21 protein-coding genes are annotated in these 19221 nt (G+C 63.6%); 17 read left to right on the top strand and 4 right to left on the bottom strand.

What is annotated here, in order from left to right:
- Position 1 precedes the first annotated feature (1 nt).
- Positions 2–397 carry a DUF2802 domain-containing protein gene (locus SB756_RS00440; protein ID WP_016498573.1) on the top strand — a complete coding sequence of 132 codons (396 nt, stop codon included), beginning with the start codon at positions 2–4 and terminating at the stop codon, positions 395–397.
- A gap of 85 nt (positions 398–482) precedes the next feature.
- Here the strand turns inward: SB756_RS00440 and SB756_RS00445 are convergent, their stop codons facing one another.
- The 3 genes from SB756_RS00445 to SB756_RS00455 form a co-directional block, all read right to left on the bottom strand.
- A complete protein-coding gene (locus tag SB756_RS00445; protein WP_410909963.1) occupies positions 483–3167 on the bottom strand; it encodes a dermonecrotic toxin domain-containing protein in 2685 nt (894 codons plus the stop codon).
- A 69-nt stretch (positions 3168–3236) separates the two neighbouring features.
- Positions 3237–3578, bottom strand: a complete 342-nt coding sequence (locus tag SB756_RS00450) for an EscU/YscU/HrcU family type III secretion system export apparatus switch protein (protein ID WP_410909964.1) — start codon at positions 3576–3578, stop codon at positions 3237–3239.
- The gene (locus SB756_RS00455) at positions 3575–5131 is read right to left on the bottom strand and encodes a flagellar hook-length control protein FliK (RefSeq protein WP_410909965.1); all 1557 of its coding nucleotides are present in this window, start codon (positions 5129–5131) and stop codon (positions 3575–3577) included. Before SB756_RS00455 ends, SB756_RS00450 begins: the two co-directional genes overlap by 4 nt.
- 203 nt (positions 5132–5334) lie before the next feature.
- Between SB756_RS00455 and ccmA the strand changes: the two genes are divergently transcribed.
- From ccmA to SB756_RS00535, 16 genes are all read left to right on the top strand, one after another.
- Positions 5335–5967 carry a cytochrome c biogenesis heme-transporting ATPase CcmA gene (ccmA, locus tag SB756_RS00460; RefSeq protein WP_410909966.1) on the top strand — a complete coding sequence of 211 codons (633 nt, stop codon included), beginning with the start codon at positions 5335–5337 and terminating at the stop codon, positions 5965–5967.
- Positions 5964–6632: a heme exporter protein CcmB gene (gene ccmB / locus SB756_RS00465; RefSeq protein WP_012051653.1), complete on the top strand. Its 669-nt coding sequence runs from the start codon at positions 5964–5966 to the stop codon at positions 6630–6632. The genes ccmA and ccmB overlap by 4 nt, the downstream gene beginning before the upstream one ends.
- A gap of 46 nt (positions 6633–6678) precedes the next feature.
- Positions 6679–7446 carry a heme ABC transporter permease gene (locus SB756_RS00470; RefSeq protein WP_016498579.1) on the top strand — a complete coding sequence of 256 codons (768 nt, stop codon included), beginning with the start codon at positions 6679–6681 and terminating at the stop codon, positions 7444–7446.
- Complete coding sequence (ccmD, locus tag SB756_RS00475) at positions 7443–7619, top strand: heme exporter protein CcmD (RefSeq protein WP_012273475.1); 177 nt, start codon at positions 7443–7445, stop codon at positions 7617–7619. The genes SB756_RS00470 and ccmD overlap by 4 nt, the downstream gene beginning before the upstream one ends.
- Positions 7616–8071, top strand: a complete 456-nt coding sequence (ccmE, locus tag SB756_RS00480) for a cytochrome c maturation protein CcmE (RefSeq protein ID WP_341796410.1) — start codon at positions 7616–7618, stop codon at positions 8069–8071. Before ccmD ends, ccmE begins: the two co-directional genes overlap by 4 nt.
- Complete coding sequence (locus tag SB756_RS00485) at positions 8068–10056, top strand: heme lyase CcmF/NrfE family subunit (protein WP_410909967.1); 1989 nt, start codon at positions 8068–8070, stop codon at positions 10054–10056. The genes ccmE and SB756_RS00485 overlap by 4 nt, the downstream gene beginning before the upstream one ends.
- The gene (locus SB756_RS00490) at positions 10053–10589 is read left to right on the top strand and encodes a DsbE family thiol:disulfide interchange protein (protein WP_016498582.1); all 537 of its coding nucleotides are present in this window, start codon (positions 10053–10055) and stop codon (positions 10587–10589) included. Before SB756_RS00485 ends, SB756_RS00490 begins: the two co-directional genes overlap by 4 nt.
- Positions 10586–11062 (top strand): cytochrome c-type biogenesis protein, encoded by a 477-nt coding sequence (locus SB756_RS00495; protein WP_016498583.1) that lies wholly within the window; start codon positions 10586–10588, stop codon positions 11060–11062. Before SB756_RS00490 ends, SB756_RS00495 begins: the two co-directional genes overlap by 4 nt.
- Complete coding sequence (gene ccmI, locus SB756_RS00500; protein ID WP_341796406.1) at positions 11055–12251, top strand: c-type cytochrome biogenesis protein CcmI; 1197 nt, start codon at positions 11055–11057, stop codon at positions 12249–12251. Before SB756_RS00495 ends, ccmI begins: the two co-directional genes overlap by 8 nt.
- A gap of 12 nt (positions 12252–12263) precedes the next feature.
- Complete coding sequence (locus tag SB756_RS00505; RefSeq protein ID WP_016488394.1) at positions 12264–12680, top strand: hypothetical protein; 417 nt, start codon at positions 12264–12266, stop codon at positions 12678–12680.
- Positions 12681–13093: 413 nt separating this feature from the next.
- On the top strand, positions 13094–14032 hold the full coding sequence (locus SB756_RS00510) for a 2-hydroxyacid dehydrogenase (RefSeq protein ID WP_410909968.1): 939 nt from the start codon (positions 13094–13096) through the stop codon (positions 14030–14032).
- A gap of 49 nt (positions 14033–14081) precedes the next feature.
- Complete coding sequence (locus SB756_RS00515) at positions 14082–14870, top strand: PhzF family phenazine biosynthesis protein (protein WP_410909969.1); 789 nt, start codon at positions 14082–14084, stop codon at positions 14868–14870.
- A gap of 79 nt (positions 14871–14949) precedes the next feature.
- Positions 14950–15357 (top strand): GFA family protein, encoded by a 408-nt coding sequence (locus SB756_RS00520; RefSeq protein ID WP_016498587.1) that lies wholly within the window; start codon positions 14950–14952, stop codon positions 15355–15357.
- An 81-nt stretch (positions 15358–15438) separates the two neighbouring features.
- Entirely contained in the window at positions 15439–15777 is a 339-nt protein-coding gene (locus tag SB756_RS00525) for an FKBP-type peptidyl-prolyl cis-trans isomerase (protein ID WP_016488389.1), read from the top strand.
- Positions 15778–16532: 755 nt separating this feature from the next.
- A complete protein-coding gene (locus SB756_RS00530; RefSeq protein WP_341796402.1) occupies positions 16533–17195 on the top strand; it encodes a histidine phosphatase family protein in 663 nt (220 codons plus the stop codon).
- A 44-nt stretch (positions 17196–17239) separates the two neighbouring features.
- Positions 17240–18433, top strand: coding sequence for a D-amino acid dehydrogenase (locus SB756_RS00535; RefSeq protein WP_410909970.1), 1194 nt, complete (start codon positions 17240–17242; stop codon positions 18431–18433).
- Between the two features lie 58 nt (positions 18434–18491).
- Here the strand turns inward: SB756_RS00535 and SB756_RS00540 are convergent, their stop codons facing one another.
- Positions 18492–19220 (bottom strand): aspartate/glutamate racemase family protein, encoded by a 729-nt coding sequence (locus tag SB756_RS00540; RefSeq protein WP_410909971.1) that lies wholly within the window; start codon positions 19218–19220, stop codon positions 18492–18494.
- Between the last annotated feature and the right edge of the window lies 1 nt (position 19221).

Below are 19221 nucleotides of genomic sequence, written 5' to 3' on the forward strand. Positions count from 1 at the left end.
GTTGATCCTACAGGTTGCTGTCATCTTCCTGGCGCTGGTCTGGGCGCTGAGCCTGTGGTTCTTCCTCAACTACAGCAAGCGCCAGCGCGAGCTGGCTGCGCAGCAAGCCGAGGGCGATGCGCTGCGTGACCAGCGCATCAAGGACCTGGCCAAGCGCCTGGACGACTACCAGAACGGTACCGTGCGCATGGGCGAGGCGCTGCACGAGCTGAGCGTGACGATGGCCCCGCTGCCTGACAGGCTCCAGCAGTTGGAGCAGCGCGATCCCAACAACGTCACTTTCTCACAGGCGGCCAAGCTGGTTGGCATGGGCGCCAGCGTGGCCGAGCTGACCGAAAGCTGCGGCCTTACCCAGGCCGAGGCGGAGCTGATGAGCAAGCTGCACCGCAGCGGCTGACCTGGGTTACAGGCCTGCCTGGGCGCACCGGAGCAGGGGCTGATCCTGTATCGCGCTGCGGGTCAGGTAACTCAGGACGCCGACCTCAGGGTTTGCCCCAAGAGTGGTAGTTGCCGATGGTTGCCACGCTACCCAGTGCCTGGTCGTTGTTGCGCGCCTGGGCAATGGGGAAGGCCAGGTTTTCCGTGAGGGCGCGATAAGTGGTCTGCGGAATCGACTCCAGCTTGCTTAGTTGCCGCAGGAACTGCAGCCTGGGTAGATGCCGAGCAACTACATCGTTGAGCAAGCCAGGCCCGGTCATCCTGCTCAATTCCTTGGCGTAGGCTGCGTAACCGTGGGTGCCTGCCAGTGGCCTGATGTCGTAGAACGATAGATTGCTGCGGTAGCGTGCATCCATCTCTGCAGAAATTGCGCGCAGGGTCGGGTTGTTGGCATGGCTGCCGATCATGTTGCTGTTGTAGTCACAATGCATGCCCAGCAGCTCGTTGTTCACCGGGCTGCCGAGGACCAGGCCATCAGGCGTGGTTTTCAAGGCTACCGAGCTGATCATGGCGAAGCTGTCGGGGTTGTCTTCGAAGCTGCGCAGCGTGTCGTCGACGTCCATGTAGATTCCGCCCTCCGAATGGAGTAACGGGTAGCGCAGTACGTCGGAGGCAGACGCGAAGTTTGCCCCGTTACTGTCCAGTGCCTGGCGGTACTGATGGTAGTAGTCAGTTTGCTCGAAGGCCGCGTAGAAGGGCTGCTCTTCCAGGGTTTTGATCTGAACGTTCGAAGCAGCGGTCAACTTTGCGCGGTTTTTCATGAAGGCTTTAGGGTTGGACTTCGACAGGTAGAACTCATAGGTAAAGCCTGTACCCTCAAGGCGTTTGGCATTGCTCGCGATGTTCTCCACCAGCTCATCGGGGATGCTCTTCCCGCCGACCCAGATGCTGAGGATTTTCTTGGGCAGTGGGGTTACTTCCGAGCTGTTGACCACAGGCACACTGAGCGGCAGTTGCAGGTCGACGTCCAGATTACGTAGCGTGTACATGCGCATTGCATCGCTGGCGCCACGCGTGGCCGGGTTGACCTGATACAGATCGCGCGTGCCCGCGTGTACCTGATAGTAATTCGGCAGGACTTCGTTGGCATCCTCCTGGAGGATGAAGGCATCGTTTTCAGTGTCATACAGTACCTGGACTTCGTTGCCGTCCTTGAGCGCCAGCAGCGGGTTGGTACCCGTTGCCCGATTCAAGGGTCCCCTGGCAATCCGCGTGGCTTCCACAGGTGGCTCGGCTGGCACGAAAAAGTCTGCCAGTATTTCTTCAGGTAGCCGGGGAGGGCTGTTGGGGCTCAGGGGGTAGCCCCATTGATCGTTAAGACGCGTGGGCAGGACGAAGCGCGAGCTTTTGCCTGGGAACAGCATTCGCAGGTCGTCTGCAGGGAGCAAGGCCAGTGGGGCGGCATTAAGCAGGCCGAAGGCGATGTTGGTCACACCAGCGTCCTTGTCTGCAAGGGTCTTGCCGTTGATCGCCTGATCGAGCCCCAGGCCAAATTGCGCGACACCGCCGGCTGCCAGCAGCGGGATCAGCTCGGGAACCACCAGCGCCAGTGGTGCCAGCAGGTTGATCGACGCCACCAGGTAGCCGCGCCAGCGAGCCTTGGTCACCTGCGCATCGCTGGTGATGATGAAATCGGCATCGGCATAGCTGCGCTCGCGCTGGCGTTGGGTGAGGGCTGTGAACAGATCACCTGCGAGCAACGGGCTGTAGTGGCCGGCCTTGTAGTTGATGTACTCGCGGGGGGGCCAGGGGCCGTCGACGGTGAAGCCTGCGCGGTTGGGCGATCGGTGGTGAAAACCGGGGTAGGCGCCAAGGCCCGCCAGCGCGGTATCCAGCCCACTGAAGTCCAGGCCATCGGGGGTGTCGGCCAGTTTGAAGTACTGGCGCAGGCGCAGGCGTTTTTCGTCGTCGCGGCACTGTTCGGCGAACCAGTCTTGCATGGCAGCCATACCGTCGAACTCATGCAAGGGAGATGCATTGCCTGGCAGGTACAGCAGTACTTTTGGCTGTGCCTCGTCTGTGATGCAGATCAGGTCGGTGGCTGCGTAGCCGTAAACGTTCAAAGGCCTTGCCTGCAAACCGGGTGCTTTTGCCATCAGCCCCGCCACTTGCCAGGCCATCTGGCGGCCTGCATCGCTCAACGAGCCTTCCTGGACCTGCTTGTTGCAGGCGGCCATGAAGCTGATCTGCATTGACTGCCGGTGGGTTTGTTCAGCCTGTTGCCAGTAATTGTCGAGCATGCCGACGAAGCGGGCGTGAAAGTCCAGGTCCCAGATGAACTGCTGCATGGCCTCGACGTCGACCGGCAGGTGTGTGCTGCTGTCGTAGCGGGCCGGGGTCGTGCGCCGGAACAGGCCGTTGAACACCGAGAAGCCGGCGCTGTTGTCGAACACCCCAGGTTCGGGCAGGCGCTCGACGATAGTCAGCGGGCCATCTGGCAACGTGCCTGCCCAGTGGCCAGGGAGCAACTGGCCGATCAGGTTCTTGGCTGTTTCACCCTGCCAGTCTGAAAGCGTCGCTTGGGTAAGTGAAAGGCGCTGGACGATGACTGCCTGATTGCCACGGTAGTGCAGGGTGACTACGTCGGTCTGGTCGGGGTCAAGGTCATGGCCCTGCTGCGTCAGCCATTGGTGGATCGCACGGCTGGCTTCGCGGTCAGGGCGGGGGATATGGCTCAGGTGGTCGCGAACGTACTGCACGGCGGCGGCGTTGATGCGGCTTGTGGACATGGTGTTCACCTTGCTCATTGACAGGAATGGCAAGGCTGAACGGCTGACGTCGACGGCGGTGGTAGATAACTACCGGTGGTTTGCCGGCGGCAGCAGTGCGGTGACCGGAGTGATGTCGCGCGGCGCCTCGGCTTCGTCGCTGAAACCGGCGGGCACCTTGCCCCGCAGTTGCCAGGCGAAGGCAATGATCTCGGCAATGGTCAGGTACAGTGCCTCCGGGATCTGCTCGCCCAGTTCCAGGCGTGCCAGCAGGCGCACCAGTTCGGCGTTTTCGTAGATCGGCACCTCATGCTCGCGGGCCAGGGCCAGGATGGCCTCGGCCAGCGCATCGTCACCTTTGGCGGTGAGGGTTGGGGCCTGCTGGCCGTCGTAGGTCAGGGCAATGGCCTGGCGGAGTGGTTTCTGTGTCATGCGTTTTCGTCTACCCAGCGTTGCTCAACCCGTGTGCGCGGGCCTTGAGGGGGGATGCCCGGGTGGCATTCCAGGTCGCCAACCTCCAGACCCCGCTCCAGCAGGCGCTGGCGCAAGGCACCGAGCTGGCTGTCGATCAGCTTTGCGGTTTGTTCGCGCTCTGCCCACAGGTGCCCGCTCAGGCGGCCTTGGCTGAACTGCGCCTGTACTTGCAGTGGGCCGAGAGGTGAAAGGTCGAAGGCCAGTTCGATGCGCCACAGGGCTTGCAGAGGGTCCTGTGCTTCGGGTTGGCGGTCTGCCTGCTGTTGCGGGGTTTCTTCACGCTGCAGTTTGACCTGCAATGGGATGAACTCCTGGCCGTGGCGGATCGGCACTTCAGTTTGCCAGGTGGTCTGCAGATTGCCGTTTTCCAGCGTGCCGGTTTGTTGCAGGCTGCTCATGGCATGGCTTTGCAGGCGCGAGATGGCCGCAGCGGCCAGGCGCAGCAGTTGTTGCAGGTCGCCTTCGTCTTCCATGGCCTTGAGCAGGCGCGAGGGCAGGGGGAACGCCCCTGGCTGCGGCTTGGGGCTGACCCGTTCGAGCATGCCCAGCGCGCTGCGGGCCAGCGCCGGCATGGTCACGGCCAGGCTGGCGGGCGCGAGGTTGGGCGTGCCGGGTGCGTTGGCCGGGGCCTGAGTGATCAGGCGCAGCAGGTGGGCCTTCAGGTCTGTGGCCACGCTGGCAGGAAAGCCGCCCAGCAGTTTCGCTTCAAGGAAAGTGCCGCTGTTGTTCAGGGCCTGGGCCACGGCCTTGGCGTCGCCCAGCTGGCGGGCGTCTGGCAGGCCGGCCAGCAGGCGCTCGGCGCTGGCACGCAGGTCGCCATCGACGCCCGGGTCGCGGGTGAGCTGTTGCAGGGCGTTGAGCAGGCCGGGCAGCGAGGCCTGGCGGTTTTGCTGGGTCAGCAGTTGCTGGGCAATGCTGAGCTGGTCCTGCCTGCCGCTAAGCGGGACAAAGCGCAGCGACTGGTCGCCCTGCACCAGTGCGCTGAGCAGGCTGCCAATGGCCAGCGGGCGCGGGCTGTCGATGCTAAGGGTGGAGCCGGCCTGGGCAGTGTTGAGCAGGCTGACCAGCGCCCGGTAGCTCGCCGGTTGCCCAGGCGCCTGGGCCAATGCCTGGTTGGTCAGGACCTTGCCTTGCAGCAGCGTGCCGACGGGCACTTTGCTGGTATCCAGGCGAGCGAGGGTGGCGATCTGGCTGGCGTTGGCCTGCTGCAGCATGATTGCCAGGCGGTTGCTTTCGGTCTGGCTGACAGTGACCTGGCTGCCTTGGGGCAAGGGCTGGCTGGCGCTGGCTTGCAGTTGGGTCTGTACGCCGTTGGCCTGTATCAACCGCAGCACCAGCTGGAAGTCCTGGCCCGTCTGGCGCAACGACACGACCTCGGCCTGTGCGGTCTCGCCGGGTGCCAGCAGGCCGGGCTGCGCCTGGATCAGGCGCAGCAGTTCGCCGGTCATGCCCGCCTTCATGGCTTGGCTGTTGATCGCGGTTTGTGCGCCGAGACTATTGATTTCAGTCATGATTGTATACAACCTGTCGGACCCGGCCTCTTGGCAGCGCGGTGGCGCGTGTAATAATGCCGACCGCCCGTGGTTGCCAGTATAACGGCAGCGCGCGGGGCGACTTGAGACACAAGGGTTCTGGAGCGGCGTCGCCTGCTTCGCGGGCACGCCCGCGAAACAGGCGACGCCGGCCCGAAGCCCTACAAAGATAAGGCGAAACCGTGACCCTTCACCTCCAAGCTGCGGGCCTGGCCTGCGAGCGCGACTGGCGCCTGCTGTTCGAGCAGCTCGATTTCGAGCTGGGCGCCGGCGACATGCTGCAGATCAGCGGCCCCAACGGCAGCGGCAAGACCAGTTTGCTGCGGCTGCTGGCCGGGTTGATGCAACCCACCGCCGGGCAGATATTGCTGGGCGGCAAGCCCCTGGCCGAGCAGCGCCATGCCCTGGCCAGCATTCTGCTGTGGATCGGTCACGCCGCGGGCATCAAGGACCTGCTCACCGCCGAGGAAAACCTCACCTGGCTGTGCGCCCTCCACCAGCCGGCCAGCCGCGAGGCGATCTGGGCGGCGCTGGAGGCTGTCGGTTTGCGCGGTTTCGAAGACGTACCCTGCCATACCCTGTCGGCCGGTCAGCAGCGCCGCGTGGCCCTGGCCCGGCTGCACCTGGCCAGCCCGCCGCTGTGGATTCTCGACGAGCCGTTCACTGCCCTGGACAAGCAAGGCGTAGCGCAGCTCGAAGCGCACCTGGCGGCCCACTGCGAGCAGGGCGGCACGGTGGTGCTGACCACCCACCATACGCTGGAATGCAAGCCCTCCGGTTACCGTGAACTGAACCTGGGGCAATGGGCGGCATGAGCGTATTCATCCTGTTGTTGCGTCGCGAAGCGCGCCTGCTGTTCCGTCGTCCTGCCGAGCTGGCCAACCCGCTGGTGTTCTTCGCCATCGTCGTGGCCATGTTCCCGCTGGCAGTCGGCCCGGAAAGCCAATTGTTGCAAACCTTGTCGCCGGGCCTGGTCTGGGTAGCGGCGCTGCTGGCAGTGCTGCTGTCGCTGGACGGCTTGTTCCGCAGCGATTTCGAGGATGGCTCGCTGGAGCAGTGGGTGCTGTCGCCGCACCCGCTGGCGCTGCTGGTGCTGGCCAAGGTGCTGGCGCACTGGATCTTTTCCGGGCTGGCGCTGGTATTGTTGGCGCCGCTACTGGCGCTGATGCTGGGGCTGCCGAGCCATTGCCTGCCAGTGCTGCTCGGCTCCCTGCTGCTGGGCACACCGGTACTGAGCCTGCTGGGCGCGGTAGGTGCGGCGCTGACAGTCGGTCTGAAGCGCGGTGGTTTGTTACTGGCGTTGCTGATTCTGCCGTTGTATATCCCTGTATTGATCCTGGGCAGTGGCGCGTTGCAAGCGGCGTTGCAAAATATGCCCGCAACCGGCCACCTGCTCTGGCTCGCCAGCCTGACGGCCCTGGCCGTTACCCTGGCACCCTTTGCGATAGCGGCCGGCCTGAAGATCAGCGTCGGCGAATAACGAGTCCCGGGCTTTCAAGCCCGGCAAATACCCTGGATGTACCCTGATGAAAATAAGCTGGACGTGGTTCCACAAGCTGGGCTCCCCGAAATGGTTCTATGCCATCAGCGGCCGTATGCTGCCATGGCTGGCCGGCGCTGCCGTGCTCCTGTTGCTGGTCGGTATCACCTGGGGCCTGGCGTTCGCCCCTCAGGACTACCAGCAAGGCAACAGCTTCCGCATCATCTACATTCATGTGCCGGCGGCGATGCTGGCGCAGTCCTGCTACGTGCTGCTGGCGGTCGCCGGGGTAGTGGGGCTGGTGTGGAAGATGAAACTGGCCGACGTCGCCCTGCAATGTGCCGCGCCCATCGGCGCCTGGATGACCGCCGTGGCGCTGGTTACCGGCGCCATCTGGGGCAAGCCGACCTGGGGCAGTTGGTGGGTGTGGGACGCCCGCCTTACGTCCATGCTCATCCTGCTGTTCCTGTACTTCGGCATTATTGCGCTGGGCCAGGCAATCAGTAATCGTGACAGTGCGTCCAAGGCCTGTGCGGTGCTGGCGATTGTCGGAGTGGTCAACATCCCGATCATCAAGTACTCGGTGGAGTGGTGGAACACCCTGCATCAGGGCGCGACCTTCACCCTGACCGAAAAACCGGCGATGCCCGCAGAAATGTGGTTGCCGCTGCTGTGCACGGCGTTGGGTTTCTACTGTTTCTTCGGTGCTGTGCTGTTGCTTCGCATGCGCCTTGAAGTGCTCAAGCGCGAGGCGCGCGCCAGTTGGGTCAGGGACGAAGTGTTGAACAGCCTGGGGCGGAGGAGCGCACAATGAGCTTTGCCACCTTCGGTGATTTTCTCGCCATGGGCCACCATGGCCTGTACGTGTGGTCGGCCTATGGCATCTGCCTGGCGGTGCTGGCGCTGAATGTCGCTGCGCCGCTGTTGGCCCGCCGTCGCTACCTGCAAGAAGAGGCGCGCCGTTTGCGCCGGGAGAACAACCAGTGAATCCGCAGCGCAAGAAACGCCTGTTGCTCATCGTCGGCCTGCTGGCCGGCGTCGGGGTTGCCGTCGGCTTTGCCTTGAGCGCATTGCAGCAGAACATCAACCTGTTCTACACACCGACCCAGATCGCCAACGGCGAAGCGCCGCTGGACACCCGCATCCGTGCTGGCGGCATGGTCGAGAAGGGCTCGGTGCAGCGCTCGTCCGACTCGCTGGACGTGCGCTTTGTGGTCACCGACTTCAACAAGTCGGTGCCAATCACCTACCGCGGCATCCTGCCCGACCTGTTCCGCGAAGGGCAGGGCATCGTCGCCTTGGGCAAGGTCAACGCTGAAGGCGTGGTGGTGGCCGATGAAGTACTGGCCAAGCACGATGAGAAGTACATGCCGCCCGAGGTCAGCAAGGCCCTGAAGGAAAGCGGCCAGGCCGCCACCGGTACGGAGGCCAAGCCATGAATGCGGCACTGGTAATCCCTGAACTCGGCCAGCTGGCGATGATTCTGGCCATCTGCTTTGCCGCCGTGCAGGCCAGTGTGCCGCTGCTCGGCGCCTGGCGTGGCGACAGCCTGTGGATGAGCCTGGCGCGCCCGGCGGCGTGGGGGCAATTCGCCTTCCTGGCCTTTGCCTTCGCCTGTTTGACCCATGCCTTCATGACCGACAACTTCTCCGTCGCCTATGTGGCCAGCAACTCCAACAGCGCCTTGCCGTGGTACTACAAGTTCAGCGCCGTATGGGGCGCCCACGAAGGTTCGTTGCTGCTGTGGGCGTTTATCCTGGGCGGCTGGACCTTTGCCGTGTCGGTGTTCTCGCGTCAGTTGCCGCAGGTGATGCTGGCTCGCGTGCTGGCGGTGATGGGCATGATCAGCGTCGGCTTCCTGAGCTTCCTGATCATCACCTCCAACCCGTTTCAGCGCCTGCTGCCGCAAGTGCCCACCGACGGCCGCGACCTCAACCCGCTGCTGCAGGACTTCGGCCTGATCGTTCACCCGCCGATGCTGTACATGGGCTACGTGGGCTTCTCGGTGGCCTTTGCCTTCGCCATTGCCGCCTTGCTCGGTGGCCGCCTGGACGCTGCCTGGGCGCGCTGGTCGCGGCCTTGGACCATCGTCGCCTGGGCCTTCCTGGGGGTTGGCATCACCCTGGGCTCGTGGTGGGCCTACTATGAGCTGGGCTGGGGTGGCTGGTGGTTCTGGGACCCGGTGGAAAACGCCTCGTTCATGCCCTGGCTGGTGGGCACGGCGCTGATCCACTCGCTGGCGGTGACCGAAAAACGTGGGGTGTTCAAGAGCTGGACCGTGCTGCTGGCTATTGCCGCATTCTCGCTGAGCCTGCTGGGTACCTTCCTGGTGCGCTCTGGCGTGCTGACCTCGGTGCACGCGTTTGCCGCCGACCCGTCGCGGGGCATTTTCATCCTGTTCTTCCTGTTGTTCGTGGTCGGTGGTTCGCTCACCCTCTTCGCCCTGCGCGCACCGGTGGTCAAGAGCCAGGTCGGCTTCGCCCTGTGGTCCCGCGAGACGCTGCTGCTGGCCAACAACCTGGTTCTGGTGGTGGCCGCGTCGATGATTCTGCTCGGCACGCTGTACCCGCTGGTGCTTGATGCCCTGACCGGGGCCAAGCTGTCGGTGGGTCCGCCGTATTTCGATGCCTTGTTCCTGCCGCTGATGGCGCTGCTCATGGTGGTAATGAGCGTGGGCGTGCTGGTGCGCTGGAAGGACACCCCGGGCAAATGGCTGATCAGCATGATCACCCCTGTGCTGATCGGCAGTGCCATCCTTGCCCCGGTTGCCGGTTTTATCGTTGACGACTTCGACTGGCCGACCCTGTCCGCCTTCGCCCTGGCGGCCTGGGTGGTACTCGGCGGGCTGCGCGACATCCTCGACAAGACCCGTCACAAAGGCCTGCTGAGGGGCCTGCCTGGCCTGGGACGCAGCTACTGGGGCATGCAACTGGCACACCTGGGCCTGGCGGTGTGTGCGCTGGGCGTGGTGCTGTCGAGCAACAACAGCGCCGAACGCGACCTGCGCATGGCCCCGGGCGAAAGCGTGGAGCTGGGTGGGTATCACTTCCTGTTCCAGGGCGCCAAGCACTTCGAGGGGCCGAACTTCATCTCCGACAAAGGTACCGTCGTGGTCAGCCGTGATGGCCGTGAAGTGACTACCCTGCACCCGGAAAAGCGCCTGTACACCGTGCAGCAGTCGATGATGACCGAAGCTGGCATCGATGCCGGCTTTACCCGCGACCTTTACGTTGCCCTGGGCGAGCCGCTGGAAAACGGCGCCTGGGCGGTGCGTGTGCACATCAAGCCTTATGTCCGCTGGATCTGGCTGGGCGGTCTGCTGACCGGCCTGGGCGGGTTGCTGGCGGCGCTCGACCGGCGCTACCGCGTCAAGGTCAAGACCCGGGTGCGTGATGCCCTGGGCGTGTCTGGAGCAGCTGCATGAAGCGTTGGATCATGGTAGTCCCCCTGGCAGTGTTCCTGCTGGTGGCGGTGTTTCTCTACAAGGGGCTGTTTCTCAAGCCCGACGAGCTGCCGTCGGCAATGATCGGCAAACCGTTCCCGGTGTTTTCCCTGGCTTCGACCCAGGGCGACCGCACCCTGACCCAGGCCGACTTGCAGGGTCGCCCCGCACTGGTCAACGTGTGGGCCACCTGGTGCCCGTCGTGCAAGGTCGAGCACCCGTACCTGAACCAGCTGGCGCAGCAGGGCGTGGTGATCCACGGGGTCAACTACAAGGACGACAACGCCGCCGCGCAGAAATGGCTGGCCGAGTTCCACAACCCGTACCAGCTGGACATCCGTGACGAGCAGGGCAGCCTGGGCCTGGACCTTGGGGTGTACGGCGCGCCGGAAACCTTCCTGATCGACGCCAAGGGCATCATCCGCTACAAGCACGTGGGCATTGTCGATGCAACTGTCTGGCGTGAGCAGCTGGCGCCGCTGTACCAGGGCCTGGTCGACGAGGCCAGGCCATGAGGCGCTGGCTGGCAGCTGCCGTGCTGGGCATGAGCCTGGCCGGCGTGGCCAAGGCGGCTATCGACACGTACCAGTTCCGCGACGACGCCGAGCGCGAACGCTACCAGCAGTTGACCAAGGAACTGCGTTGCCCCAAGTGCCAGAACCAGGACATTGCCGACTCAAACGCGCCGATTGCTGCCGACCTGCGCCGCGAGATCTTCCGCATGCTTGGCGAAGGCAAGAGCAACCAGCAGATCGTCGACTTCATGGTCGACCGCTATGGTGACTTTGTGCGCTACAAACCGGCACTCAGCGGGCGTACCTGGCTGTTGTGGTTCGGCCCGGGCATCCTGTTGGTCGGTGGTTTTGCGGTGCTGGCGGTGATCGTGCGCCGACGCCGTGGTACGGCTTTGCCGGGCAACAATGAGCTTTCCGTCGAAGAACGCGAGCGACTCGCCAAACTGCTGGAAAAAGAACAGACCCATGACTGAATTCTGGCTTAGCGCGGGCCTGCTGCTGCTCGCCGCCCTCAGCTTTTTGCTGATCCCGATCCTGCGTGGCCGTGGCCGCCAGCAGGAAGAAGACCGTACCGCCCTGAACGTGGCCCTGTACCAGGAGCGCGTGGCCGAACTGGCTGCCCAGCAGGCTGCCGGTGTGCTCGATGCGGCGCAGTTGACCAAGGGCCGTGACGAGGCTGCCCGTGAGCTGCTGGCCGATACCGAAGGCGCCGAAGCCCCGCGCCAGGGCCATCTGGGCAAAGCCCTGCCGCTGCTGGCTGCAGTGCTGGTACCGCTGATGGCGCTGGGGCTGTACCTGCATTTTGGCGCCGCAGACAAAGTGGCGCTGACCCAGGAATTCGCCGAGGCGCCCAAGTCGATGGAAGAAATGACCACGCGCCTGGAGCGTGTGGTCCAGGCCCAGCCGGAGTCGGCAGAGGCCCTGTACTTCCTGGGCCGTGCCTACATGGCCGAGCAGCGCCCGGCCGATGCTGCGCGTACCTTCGAGCGTTCGGTCGCCTTGGCTGGCCGCCAGCCCGAGCTGCTCGGCCAGTGGGCCCAGGCCCTGTACTTTGCCGCCGACAAGCAGTGGAACCCGCAGTTGCAGGCACTGACGGATGAAGCGCTGAAGGCCGACCCCAACGAAGTGACCAGCCTGGGCCTGCGCGGTATTGCTGCCTTCGAAGGCGAGCGTTACCAGGAAGCCATCGACTACTGGAAGCGCCTGCTGGCGCAACTGCCGGAAGGCGATGCCTCGCGTGCGGCCCTGCAAGGCGGCATCGACCGCGCTGCCGAACGCCTGGGTGGCCCGGCAGGGCAGGCTGCAGAGCCCGCGCCGGTGGCTGCGCGGCTGAAAGTACGGGTGGAACTGGCGGCGGCATTGAAGGACAAGGTAAAACCGGACGATACGGTGTTCATCTTCGCTCGCGCCAGCAATGGCCCGCCCATGCCGTTGGCAGCCAAGCGGGTGACGGTAGCGCAGTTGCCGATCGAAGTGGAGTTGTCCGATGCTGACGCGATGATGCCGCAGATGAAACTGTCGCAATTTGCCGAAGTCCAACTGGTTGCACGTGTTTCCCGCGCTGGCCAGCCTACCCGCGGCGAGTGGATTGGCCAGGGCGCGCCGTTGCCCAGTGCCACCCAGGCTACCCAGCACCTGACCATCGACAGCCCAGACCCGTAAGAGAGCAAAGCCATGCATAGCACCGTCCGCCTGACCCTGATCACCCTGGCCCTGGGTTTGTCTGCGTGTACGGTGCACCAGCCGTATGAACAGCCGGCACCACCGATCGAGCGCGTGCCGCCGCAAGGGCCGGTGGTCAAGCCGTTGCCGGGTGGGCAGCCGTCCACCCAGCCGAGCAAACCGGCGGCGATACCCAAGCCGATGCCGCGCACCTCGGCCAGCTTTGCGCCACCACCTGGCGGGGCGAGCCATTGGGACCCCAAGCTGGGTGTATATGTATTGGAGAAGCAGCCCAACACGTTCTACCGGCAGCGTACCTACTATCGGTTTGATAACGGCTGGAGCTGGTCGCTGAGCCCGAATGGGCCTTGGCAAGATACTGACAGCAGTGGTGTGCCCGGTGGGTTAGGGCGAGCGTTCGCCCAGTAGGGGGCTTTCGGGTCCGTCTTGAGTTATTTGGGTGTTCGAGATCGAGCGCCGCCCGCGCGGCGCATCGCGAGCGAAGCTCGCTCCTACGTTTGTTTCGGGCCAATTATTCCTGTGGGATTTGCGCGCGAACGCCTTGGTGCATGGCTCGATATCGCGTTGTACAAACAAGGCGGTCGCGCGCGCTTGCCACAGGCGTAACTGGCCCGAAACAAACGTAGGAGCGAGCTTCGCTCGCGATGCGCCGCGCGGGCGGCGCTCGATCTCCCATGCACCGCATCTCTAACGCCGGACTCCCGGCCGTTACGCTATCTCATTTCCCACTCCACCAATACAGTACAATTTTCCGCGCAATTACCGATTGACTGTACTGCACGGTGATTCCGCATAATGCCCCTTCAACATTGGGAGGTGGCATGCGCAAGACAGTCTTGGTACTGGTAGAAACCGTCGACGATTACCTGCCCATGCTGGAGCAGGCCGGTTACCGCCTGATCCGCGCCCCCTCGCCGCAACTGCGCGCCGACGCCATCCAGCGCCACGCCAGTGAAATCGATGCCGTGCTCACTCGTGGCCCGCTGGGGCTGACTGCCGCAGAAATCGACGCATTGCCCAAGTTGCAGATCATCTGCGTGATCGGTGCCGGTTACGAACAAGTCGACCTGGCTGCCGCCGCCGCCCGCGGCATCACCGTTACCAACGGCGCGGGTGCCAATGCCAGCGCGGTCGCCGACCACACCCTGGCGCTGTTGCTGGCGCTGCTGCGCGACATTCCCCGTGCTGACGCCAGCACCCGCCGCGGCGAGTGGAACCGGGTAATCAGCCCGTCGGTGAGTGGCAAGCGCCTGGGCATTCTTGGCCTGGGGGCGGTGGGGCAAGCCATTGCCAAGCGCGCCAACCTGGGCTTCGACATGCCCGTCAGCTACCACAGCCGCACGCCGCGCGAAGATGTGCCTTACACCTGGTACGACAGCCCGCTCCACCTGGCCGAAGCTGTCGACATCATGGTCGTGGCCACTCCCGGTGGCGCCAATACCCAGCATCTGGTCGATGCCCAGGTACTAGAGGCGCTGGGCGGCAAGGGCTATCTGGTGAATATCGCCCGGGCTAGCGTGGTCGACACCGACGCCCTGGTGGCCGCCCTGGAGCAAGGCAAGCTGGCTGGCGCCGCCCTGGACGTATTCGATGACGAACCGGCGGTGCCGGATGCTCTCAAGGCTATGGCCAACACGGTGCTCACACCCCACGTGGCCGGCCAGTCGCCGGAGGCCGCGCGCGATACCGTGACCCTGGTGCTGCACAACCTGCAGGCATTCTTTGCCGGTGAACCAGTACTGACCCCGGTGAGCCGGTAACCCTTTCAGACATCTGCCTGGCAAATCCCGGGCAACAAGGAGTGTGTGCATGCAACTCGAAATCTTCCAGGTCGATGCCTTTTCCGCTGAACCGTTCGGTGGCAACCCGGCGGCGGTGATCCCGCTCCAAGCCTGGCTGCCGGACGATGTGCTGCAGCGCATTGCCGAAGAAAACAACCTGTCGGAAACCGCCTATTTCGTGCGCAACGGCGAAACCTTCGACCTGCGCTGGTTCACCCCGACCGTAGAAGTTGACCTGTGCGGCCACGCCACCCTGGCCTCGGCTTATGTGCTGTTCGAGCAGCTGGGTGAGCAGGCGCAGGTACTGCGCTTCAACACCCGCAGTGGTGAATTGCGTGTCAGCCGTGGCACTGACGGGCTGCTGGCCATGGATTTCCCGGCCAAGCAGCCGGCCGTCGTGGAAACCCCGGTGGGCCTGCTGCAAGCGCTAGGCCTGACCCAGGCACAGGCGGTGTACCGCAGCGATGACTATGTAGTAGTGATTGATGACGCCCTGTTGCTCGATACGCTGAAGCCGGACTTTGTAGCGCTGTCGGCCTTCGACGTGCGTGGTATTGCCGTGACGGCGGCAGGGCGTGGCTTTGATTTCGTCACCCGCTGGTTCGGCCCACGGGTTGGCGTGAATGAAGACCCGGTCACCGGCTCGGCACACACCTCGCTGGCGCCAGTGTGGGCTGACCGCCTGGGCAAGCAGGTGCTGAGCTGCGAGCAGGGCGGGGCACGCAAAGGGCAGCTGCTGTGTGAAGTACCGGGCAATGGCCGGGTGATCATCAGCGGGCGAGCGGCGTTGTACCTGCGCGGCACTGTGTACATCTGAAGCTTCACGCGATCCTTTGTAGGCGCGTTGCAGCTGGCATCTATAATTGCTGGCCCAACCCTCGCTAAAGGAACCAGCCATGGCCATGGAAAAACAAGGTACCTGCCTGTGCGGCGCCACCACGCTCAAGGTCACCGTCGACAACACTCATATCAGCGCATGCCATTGCAGCATGTGCCGCAAGTGGACCGGCGGGCCGTTGCTGGTGGTGCATTGCAGCCAGCCACCGGTGATCGAAGGGCGTGCCCCCAGTGTCTATGACTCGTCCGACTGGGCCCAGCGAGGGTTTTGCGGCCAATGCGGCACGCACCTGTATTACCGGCTGAAGGCCAACGACTTCCATGCAGTGCCGGTCGGCCTGCTGGATGGGGATCAGGAATGGGATTTCGATCTGCAGATTTTTGTCGAGCAGAAGCCCGCCTGGTACTGTTTTGCCAACCACACCAAAGAGCTGACCGGCCAAGAGGTGTTTGAGCAGAACAGCTAATCGTGTGCCGTCGATCCTGCTTGCCAAACCGGTGCATTCCTGAGAAAAGGGCGGCTTTGTTTCCAGCGTTGGAGTGTGCCCGTGAGCCAAGAACTGCAGATAATCGACCTGGTCGAGGGTGAAGGCAAAGCCGCCGTCAAAGGCGCCCTGATCACCACCCAGTACACCGGCTGGCTGGCCGATGGCAGCGAGTTCGATTCATCCTGGTCACGCGGCAAGCCGTTCCAGTGCGTGATTGGTACCGGTCGAGTGATCAAGGGGTGGGACCAGGGCCTGATGGGCATGCGCGTTGGCGGCAAGCGCAAACTGCAGGTTCCTGCACACCTGGGCTATGGCGAGCGCAGTGTGGGGGCGATACCGCCTGGCTCGGACCTGACCTTTGAGATCGAATTGCTGGAAGTGCTGACGCGGGATGATTGAGGAAAAGGACTACACGCGCTGTCGGCGCGTGTCTGATTGAGGGGCGATTCACAGCCAGTTAAGCTTGCCCACTCAACAAGCGAGAGGGGAGCAATTCCATGAAGTCGCATTTTTCCTCGAGGGTGGTACGCGAAGCTAACGCTTTGCTAGTTGCATCAGGTGCACGTATGGAAATTTCGCTACCGCGTGAACTGGCCAGCGTGATCACTAACCCGCGGAAGACCCGTTCGGAACTGAAGGCAGCCTTTACAGCCGCGTACTTCCGCCTGCGCAAGGGGTGAAAGCCTTATGGCGGACGGCTGCTACAACCACATCTACTCTGTGCTTGTAGAAAATGAGTAAGATACGCTCGGTATCATTGCCTATTCGTTATACAAGCGGCAGAAAATCGAATTCATCCAGGCTTTCAAAACAAAGCATGATCGGGAGCCCAAAGATGAAGACTTGGCTCTCATCGAACAGCTGTTTGATGTCACCATCATCGACTCTGTCCCTGCGAGCGAAGCTGCAGGAGCACTGTGACGGCTACTCCTCAGAGTGATTAGTCGAGACTGGACATAATTCAGCAACACCCATCCCCTAACCTAGGCCTTGCCCAGGGAACGGCATCCACCTCCAGGGAGGAACCAAACGGGTTCAGGGCACTCTGACCCTCACTCGTTGCCAAGGATGGCATTCACTACAAGGGCGCCCTGCAGCTGACAGGGCGATGTGGCGGGTCAACCCGATTTTCTCTGCCACACGAGCCTGCCTTGATGAAGTTGCCAACATTCTTCCGCCGTCGTCGCCATTTGCTGCTGAGCCTGGTACTCACGGCCGTCGCCGTGCCGCTGGCGCTGGAGGCTGTCGAAAGCCGGGCTGAACCGGTGGATGGCACCCAGACCCTGGTGTTCTTGCGCCATGCCGAGAAACCGGGTGAGGGGCTTGGCCAATTGAACTGCCAGGGCCTCAACCGCGCACTGGACCTGGCAACCTTGCTGCCGGAGCGCTTCGGCAATGCCGACTACGTGTTTGCCGCCAACCCTTCGCGGCAAGTCGAAGAAGGCAGCAAGGACGAGAGCTACAGCTACATTCGCCCGCTGATGACCATCACCCCCAGCGCCATCCGCCTCGGCTTGCCGGTGAATATCGACTACGGCGCCAACGACACCGAGGAACTGGCCGATGAGTTGCTGAGCGACAAATACCGCAATGCGACCGTCTATACCGCTTGGTCCCACGGCTACCTGCCTGAACTGATCAACACGGTGGCCGGCAAGGCCTTGGGTGAAGAGCAGGTGATCACCCAGGACTGGAGCGGCGATGACTTCGACACCCTCTATGTACTGACCCTGACCTGGCACGACGGCAAGGCCAGCCTGCTCAGCCGCAACGTACGCCAGGGCCTGAATGACGGTGCGCATAGCTGCCCGACCTGATCCGCTGGTACTGTTTGGCCAGGAAGCCGGAACAGGGAAGGGTGATGAAGCAGCGGGTAACGGTAATCGGTGGCGGGGTGGTTGGCCTGGCAACGGCCTACGCGCTTGTTCGTGAAGGGTGGTCGGTTGATTTGATCGAGGCCCGTGACAGCCTGGCGTCGGCCACCAGCTTCGCCAATGGCGGGCAATTGTCCTATCGCTATGTGGCACCGCTGGCTGATGCCGGGGTGCCCTGGCAGGCACTGGGTTGGCTATTGCAGGGCGAGTCGCCGCTGCGCCTGCGCTTGCGTCTGGACCCGGCGCAGTGGCGCTGGCTGCTGGCATTCACCTTGGCATGCCGGCGCAGCGTCAATCGCCGAAATGCCGGGCAACTGCTGGAGCTGGCGCTGCGCAGCCAAGCCGTTCTGGCGCAGTGGCGCGACAGCCAGAACTTTGGTGATTTTGCCTGGCGGCGCAATGGCAAGCTGGTGGCTTTTCGCAGCGAACGGGCCTTTGCCCATGGCCGGGCGCAATTGACCGACCCGGCCAGCCAGCGGGTGCTGGCGGCCTCCGAGTTGCGCGCGCTGGACCCTGCGCTGGAGGGCGCACCGTTTGTGGGTGGCGTGTTCACAGCGGATGAAGAGGTTGGCGACTGTCACTTGTTCTGCCAGCGCCTGGAGGCACTGTTGCGCGCTTCGGGGCAATGCCGTTTCCTGCTTGGTCGGCCAGTGACGCAGCTGGTACGGCGCCAGGACCAGGTCGTAGCGCTGCAACTAGGCAATGAGCAACTGGACGTGGAGCAGTTGGTGCTGTGTGCGGGGCATCGTGGCCCAGGCTTGGCATTACCGGGGGTGCAGATACCGGTGTATCCGCTTAAGGGCTACAGCCTGACGGCACCCATCAGCGCCGGGCATCGGCCGCCGGAGGTGAGCCTTACCGACTATGAACGCAAGATCGTCTATGCCCGCCTGGGGCAGCAGATGCGGGTAGCGGCGATGGTGGACATTGTCGGGTTCGACGAGTCGGTGGAAAAGCGCAGGTTGCAGAGCATGCGGCGGCTGGCGCTGGAGACATTGCCCATGGCTGCGGATTATGGCCAGGCGGTGGAGTGGGCGGGCATGCGCCCGGCGACACCGACCGGGGTGCCGATCATAGGGGGGACGGTGTATCGCAACCTGTGGCTGAACCTGGGGCATGGGGCATTGGGGTTTACCCTGGCCTGTGGCAGTGCGCAGCGCCTGGTCGAAATGATGGGTTGATAGCACTGGCCTCTTCGCGGGCAAGCCCGCGAAGAGGCCAGTACAGGCCAATGAAGGATCAGCGGCCCAGGCGCATCGGCCAACCCACCACTTTCTTCACCCGCGGCGTGGCATAGGTGCGCACCTTGGAGGTGCTCAAGCCCATGCGCACCAGCGATTCGGCGATGGTCACCGCCGCGCTCACGCCATCCACCACCGGCACGCCGGTGCGCTGGCGGATCTGCTCGTCGAGCCCGGCCATCCCACCGCAACCCAGGCAGATCACCTCTGCCTTGTCGTCACGCACGGCGCGTTCGGCCTGCTCGACAATCGCCTCCACAGCACGTTGTGGGTCAGCTTCCAGCTCCAGCACCGCCAGCCCGCTGGCCCGCACCGACGCACAGCGGTCATAAAGGCCAGACAGCTTCAGACGGTCTTCGATCAGTGGCACGGTGCGGTCCAGCGTGGTCACCACGGAATAGGCATGGCCCAGGTACATCGCGGTGCTGGCGGCTGCATCGGTAATGTCCACCACGGGCACGTTCAGCAATTCCTGCAGGCCCTCGCGGCCGTGTTCGCCATAACCGGCCTGGATCACGGCGTCGTAGGGGCCCTCGTAGGCCAGCACCCGGTCCATCACGGCGATGGCGGCCAGGTAGCTTTCGAAGTTGCCTTCCACCGACTCGGCACCGAACCAAGGGGTAAGGCCGACGATTTCGGTACCGGGCGCTGCTACGGCCCGGGCTTGCTGGGCAATGGCTTCGGTGATGGCATCGGTGGTGTTGACGTTGGCGATCAGAATACGCATG

Origin of the sequence: Pseudomonas sp. SIMBA_068 (genome assembly GCF_046534705.1) — a bacterium.
Lineage (GTDB): Bacteria > Pseudomonadota > Gammaproteobacteria > Pseudomonadales > Pseudomonadaceae > Aquipseudomonas > Aquipseudomonas putida.

Excerpts from the sequence above, each read along its gene's own strand:
- SB756_RS00485 (WP_410909967.1), top strand. The coding sequence starts at position 8,068 with ATGAATGCGGCACTGGTAATCCCTGAACTCGGCCAGCTGGCGATGATT.
- SB756_RS00540 (WP_410909971.1), bottom strand. The coding sequence starts at position 19,220 with ATGCGTATTCTGATCGCCAACGTCAACACCACCGATGCCATCACCGAA.
- ccmD (WP_012273475.1), top strand. The coding sequence starts at position 7,443 with ATGAGCTTTGCCACCTTCGGTGATTTTCTCGCCATGGGCCACCATGGC.
- SB756_RS00530 (WP_341796402.1), top strand. The coding sequence starts at position 16,533 with ATGAAGTTGCCAACATTCTTCCGCCGTCGTCGCCATTTGCTGCTGAGC.
- SB756_RS00490 (WP_016498582.1), top strand. The coding sequence starts at position 10,053 with ATGAAGCGTTGGATCATGGTAGTCCCCCTGGCAGTGTTCCTGCTGGTG.
- SB756_RS00470 (WP_016498579.1), top strand. The coding sequence starts at position 6,679 with ATGAAAATAAGCTGGACGTGGTTCCACAAGCTGGGCTCCCCGAAATGG.
- SB756_RS00520 (WP_016498587.1), top strand. The coding sequence starts at position 14,950 with ATGGCCATGGAAAAACAAGGTACCTGCCTGTGCGGCGCCACCACGCTC.
- SB756_RS00445 (WP_410909963.1), bottom strand. The coding sequence starts at position 3,167 with ATGTCCACAAGCCGCATCAACGCCGCCGCCGTGCAGTACGTTCGCGAC.
- SB756_RS00515 (WP_410909969.1), top strand. The coding sequence starts at position 14,082 with ATGCAACTCGAAATCTTCCAGGTCGATGCCTTTTCCGCTGAACCGTTC.
- SB756_RS00510 (WP_410909968.1), top strand. The coding sequence starts at position 13,094 with ATGCGCAAGACAGTCTTGGTACTGGTAGAAACCGTCGACGATTACCTG.
- ccmB (WP_012051653.1), top strand. The coding sequence starts at position 5,964 with ATGAGCGTATTCATCCTGTTGTTGCGTCGCGAAGCGCGCCTGCTGTTC.
- SB756_RS00455 (WP_410909965.1), bottom strand. The coding sequence starts at position 5,131 with ATGACTGAAATCAATAGTCTCGGCGCACAAACCGCGATCAACAGCCAA.
- SB756_RS00535 (WP_410909970.1), top strand. The coding sequence starts at position 17,240 with ATGAAGCAGCGGGTAACGGTAATCGGTGGCGGGGTGGTTGGCCTGGCA.
- ccmI (WP_341796406.1), top strand. The coding sequence starts at position 11,055 with ATGACTGAATTCTGGCTTAGCGCGGGCCTGCTGCTGCTCGCCGCCCTC.
- SB756_RS00505 (WP_016488394.1), top strand. The coding sequence starts at position 12,264 with ATGCATAGCACCGTCCGCCTGACCCTGATCACCCTGGCCCTGGGTTTG.
- SB756_RS00495 (WP_016498583.1), top strand. The coding sequence starts at position 10,586 with ATGAGGCGCTGGCTGGCAGCTGCCGTGCTGGGCATGAGCCTGGCCGGC.
- SB756_RS00450 (WP_410909964.1), bottom strand. The coding sequence starts at position 3,578 with ATGACACAGAAACCACTCCGCCAGGCCATTGCCCTGACCTACGACGGC.